Origin of the sequence: Spirillospora sp. NPDC127506 (assembly GCF_040302145.1) — a bacterium.
Classification (GTDB): domain Bacteria; phylum Actinomycetota; class Actinomycetes; order Streptosporangiales; family Streptosporangiaceae; genus Spirillospora.
In genome coordinates this window covers 1-2,564 of the sequence record NZ_JBEORG010000095.1, presented here as the reverse complement: position 1 = coordinate 2,564, position 2,564 = coordinate 1, and the positions used below count along the sequence as shown (strand labels likewise).

At 71.5% G+C, this 2,564-nt stretch carries 3 protein-coding genes and 1 pseudogene; 2 read left to right on the top strand and 2 right to left on the bottom strand.

Annotated features, from left to right (window positions below; translation table 11 throughout):
* Positions 1-378 (top strand): annotated as a pseudogene (locus ABTW95_RS35595) (hypothetical protein); the annotation flags it as partial.
* A 92-nt stretch (positions 379-470) separates the two neighbouring features.
* Here ABTW95_RS35595 and ABTW95_RS35590 read toward each other — a convergent pair.
* Both ABTW95_RS35590 and ABTW95_RS35585 read right to left on the bottom strand, forming a co-directional pair.
* Positions 471-1,337, bottom strand: a complete 867-nt coding sequence (locus tag ABTW95_RS35590) for an STAS domain-containing protein (RefSeq protein WP_396453278.1) — start codon at positions 1,335-1,337, stop codon at positions 471-473.
* A 3-nt stretch (positions 1,338-1,340) separates the two neighbouring features.
* Positions 1,341-1,661, bottom strand: coding sequence for a hypothetical protein (locus ABTW95_RS35585; RefSeq protein ID WP_396453276.1), 321 nt, complete (start codon positions 1,659-1,661; stop codon positions 1,341-1,343).
* Positions 1,662-2,046: 385 nt separating this feature from the next.
* Between ABTW95_RS35585 and ABTW95_RS35580 the strand changes: the two genes are divergently transcribed.
* Positions 2,047-2,564 (top strand): alpha-amylase family glycosyl hydrolase (locus tag ABTW95_RS35580; RefSeq protein WP_500228625.1); only part of this gene is annotated, 518 nt, incomplete at its 3' end.

The following is a 2,564-nucleotide window of genomic DNA, read 5'->3' as shown; positions in this document are numbered from 1 at the left end:
CTGGCCTTCTCCAAACGCCACCTCAACGACGTCATCCTGGCCATCGTCAACCTCAACCCCCACCAACCCCGCGAAGCCACCGTCCACCTCGACCTCCCCGCCCTCGGCCTGCCCGACGACCCCCACCAACCCCACACCGTCACCGACCAACTCACCGGAGCCACCTACACCTGGACCCAAGCCAACTACGTCTACCTGGACCCGCACACGAAGCCCGCGCACATCCTCACCTTCGAGCGGAACGAGGGACGTGCGCGGGCCAGTGGGAGCCGCCGGGCCGACGGGGGCATGGCCAGGGCGAACGGGACGACCGCGAGGCCGCGCCGGAGTTCGCCGCGGGCCGGCGCCCGGAACCGGCGCCGGCCGGGCGGCAGCTGAGCGGCGGAGCGCACCGCCCGCCCGACCGCCCGGCCGAGCCGTCGGCCGAGGCGTCAGACCGAGCCGTCAGACCGAGGCGTCAGACCGAGGCGTCAGACCGGTTGCTCGGCGCCGAGCAGGCGGTCCTCGATGGAGCGGCAGCCGGTGAACACCGATCCGAGCCCCTCCCGGTCGATGATCTCGCGGAGCCGGGCCGGCAGCGCGGGCAGCGCCAGGCAGCCGCCCTCCGCGGCGACGCGCCAGCGGATGCCGAGCAGGATCGGCAGCGGGTCGCAGCGGATCCCGAGCCGCTCGTGCATCCGCACCATGAGGTGCCGCAGGTTCCCCTCGACCAGCGTGGTCAGCGTCTCCCCGAGCCGCGGCACCGTCACCTCGTCCAGCACCCCGGACAGGTGGACGACCGTGTGGTCGCCGTCGCCGGCCTCCGTCGTGGTGATCATCAGCTCGGACGGGGCGGGCGGCGTCGGGGTGAGCCCGGCGTCCCCCGGGTGCAGGGCGCGGATGGCGTCGAGCACGTGCGTGGTGTCGGCGTCCCGCGCCGTCCCGGCCGGGACGGGCGTGGCCGTCGCCGCCGCGACGTCCGGGAACACCGGGACGAGCTGCGCCAGCCCGGTGAGGTGCAGCGCGCGCCGCACGTGCGCGGACAGCGCGGGCACCACGGCGCGCAGCGGGCAGCCGAGCAGCTGCGCCCGCGTCTCGGCGCGGGCGAGCAGGACCAGCCCGGCGGCGTCCAGCAGCACCGCGTCACCGAAGTCGATGACGACGCAGGTGCGCCGCCGCCCCCGCGGCGCGCCCCCGGCGGCCGGCGCCCCCGCGGATCCCGCGGCCAGCGAGAGGGCCCTGCTCACCCCCTCGCGGATGCCCGCGTAGTTCTGCCAGCTGATCTGCGCGGGCAGGGTCAGCACGATGAACCCTCGCCGGGTCTCGATGCTCAGGCCCGGCACTACCGTGTCCTTCATACGTCACATCCCGATCGGGGTTCTGGCGGCCGCGCGAGCGGTCCTGGGCGGGGCGGTCAGCGTGGAGCCGGGCGGTCTGGACACCGTCCGGCCGTCCGGATAGGGCGGCCGGCCGCCGCGCACCACGCCCGTGAGCCGGGACGCCGCGAGGCGCTCGATGGTCCGTTCCTCGGGCCGCACCCCGAGATGGGTGCAGCAGCACCACAGGTCGTCGACGCAGCGGCGCACGCTCTCAGCCGGAATGTCGGCGAAGCGGACGCGCAGCCGCGCCACGAGCTCATCGCGCGTCGGTACGACCGATGGCGACTTCTCCCAGCGCTCCACTGTCCCTCCGATCGCTTTGGACGGACGCATTCCGTCCGAACTGATCAGAACCCGCCGCTGGGACGGGTTCTGAGCTTGGAAATGACCTACCCGAGGGCTGCGACAGAAAAAGCGACGAACCTAAAAACACGGACATGACACAACCGTCGCGCGGCAAGTCTTCCGGAGCCGCGGCGCCAGCGAACGAGCCGTGAACAGCCGGGTTTTTGCGCGACTTTTCCACTTCGTGCCCGAGCCGCTGCCGGGCGATGACCATCGGGGCGCGGCCGGCCCGGCCGTCACGGAGAGTACGGAAGTTTTTACGGAAGGTTGCCTGTCGTGAACGTCTCCCGCACCGGCGGCGGGAATTGCTGATCTAGATGTCTCCAACACACCGGGGTGACCCATGCACGGCCAGCCGAAGAACACCGCCCGCAGCACGTCCGACCAGGTCACCGCGCCGGAGGCGGACATCGGCCCGGTCGCCGAGCCGGACCGGGCGCCGGCCGCCGGGGCGATCCCCGACCCGTTCGACGACAAGACGCCGAACACGCCGCTGTGGTTCAAGACGGCGGTGTTCTACGAGGTGTCGGTCCGCGGGTTCGCCGACTCCGACAACGACGGCTACGGCGACCTGCGCGGCCTGATCTCCAAACTCGACCACCTGCAATGGCTCGGCATCGACTGCCTGTGGCTGCTGCCCATCTACCAATCACCGCTCAAAGACGGCGGCTACGACATCTCGAACTACACCAGCATCCTGCCCGATTTCGGAGAACTCGGTGACTTCGTGGAACTCATCGAGCAGGCGCACGCTCGCGGTATCCGGGTCATCGCCGATCTGGTGATGAACCACACCTCCGATCAGCACCCCTGGTTCCAGGCGTCGCGGACCGACCCCGACGGGCCGTTCGGGGACTTCTA

Coding starts and splice junctions, on each gene's coding strand:
- ABTW95_RS35590 (WP_396453278.1), bottom strand. CDS start 1,337: ATGAAGGACACGGTAGTGCCGGGCCTGAGCATCGAGACCCGGCGAGGG.